The 1,571-nt window shown below is 32.5% G+C and carries 3 protein-coding genes; 1 reads left to right on the top strand and 2 read right to left on the bottom strand.

Annotated elements, in window-relative coordinates; all coding sequences use genetic code 11:
* On the top strand, positions 1 to 486 hold a 486-nt coding region (locus AC1DTM_RS25820; RefSeq protein WP_477001221.1), incomplete at its 5' end, for an ATP-binding cassette domain-containing protein.
* A 141-nt stretch (positions 487 to 627) separates the two neighbouring features.
* Here AC1DTM_RS25820 and AC1DTM_RS25815 read toward each other — a convergent pair.
* Positions 628 to 1,062 (bottom strand): GNAT family N-acetyltransferase, encoded by a 435-nt coding sequence (locus AC1DTM_RS25815; protein WP_016105069.1) that lies wholly within the window; start codon positions 1,060 to 1,062, stop codon positions 628 to 630.
* Positions 1,063 to 1,174: 112 nt separating this feature from the next.
* A partial coding sequence (gene rpiA, locus AC1DTM_RS25810) for a ribose 5-phosphate isomerase A (protein ID WP_477001220.1) occupies positions 1,175 to 1,571 on the bottom strand: 397 nt, incomplete at its 5' end.

Here is a 1,571-nt window from a genome sequence, read left to right as displayed (position 1 = left end):
TCGCAAGATACTCCAATTTTTTCAGGTACAATTAGAGATAACATTTTATATGGACAAAATGAAAAGGTTACAGATGATAAATTGATAGAAATTGCAACATTTGCAAATGCACATGAATTTATTGGTGGTTTATCGGATGGTTATAATACGCAAGTAGGAGAAAGAGGTAATCAACTTTCAGGTGGACAAAAACAACGTATTGCATTAGCTAGAGCCTTAATGCGTGGTACAGATTTTCTATTATTAGATGAGGCTACAGCAAATCTCGATTCTGATTCAGAAAAACAAGTACAAAAGGCAATAAATACATTAATTCATAAACAAACAACTTTTGTAATAGCACATAGGTTGTCTACCATTATAAATGCTGATCAAATTATTGTATTAGAAGGTGGTAGAATTACAGGTTTTGGAACTCATGATGAGTTATTAAGTAATCATGAGTATTATCAAAGAGCTATTAAACAACAATTTGAAAGACAATAATTTAAAAATTGATGCAAATTTAATAGGAAAATTAAAAATCCATTACAGTAAAGAATATGATAAGTTTCATGAAACAAACGAATAGGACACAAAAGGGTATTATATGAACCTGCAGTATGGATTCATATAATACCCTTTTTATCACGCCAATTCTTTCATCATAAGTATGTGCGGAATACCATCTTCCATAAATACATCAGAAGAAGTTTGATAGCCTAATTTTTCATAAAATCCTTCAGCTTGTGTTTGACCGTGTAGTTTCACTTTATTTGCTTCTTTGTTACGAGCAATCTCTTCTAGTGCCTGGATTATTACTTTTCCTAATCCGTATTTGCGATAGTCTTTTAAAATACAAATTCGTTCTAGTTTACCCATTCCGTCAATGAATCGTATACGGCCAGTTCCTACAGGAAGTTCATTATAATAAACTAATATATGTTTGCATGTCTCGCCAATTTGGTCATATGTATCGAATTCATCCTCAAGAGGGACACCTTGCTCTTTTACGAATACTTCTTTTCGAATGTAAAAGGCAGTTTCTAAATCAGTAAGTTCTGTTATGAGTTTGGATTGCAAATTGTTCAGCCCTTTCTAGTGTGATATGAATGTGTTTTCATAGTATATCATACTGTAATGTTATACTATGAAAAATAAAAAACTGACTTGCAAAAGTCAGCCTTTAAAATGGTTAATATTCTTTTATCCCGTTTTTTGTTCCGATGATCGCTTTGTTCGTCATATTGATAAATAATCCTGTTTCAACTACACCGGTAATCATCTTTAACCCTGTATGTGTGTCATTTGGATTCAATATTTTGTTTGGAAAAATACAATCAATAATTAAATTGCCGTTATCAGTTATAAATGGTCCGCCATCTTTCATACGTAAACGTGTTTCGTATCCTAAAGATTGAACTCTCTTTTCAGTTTGCTTCCAAGAGAAGGGGATGATTTCAATAGGAAGTGGAAAGGCACCTAAGTGTGAAACGAGTTTGGATTCATCTGCAATAATAATAAGTTCTTTAGAGGAGGTGGCAACAATTTTTTCGCGAAGTAATGCACCACCGCCACCTTTTATTAATTGT

The organism is Bacillus sp. P4_D3 (assembly GCF_056401855.1).
The sequence above is the reverse complement of the archived record's forward strand: the minus strand, read 5'-3'. Positions and strand labels throughout refer to the sequence as shown.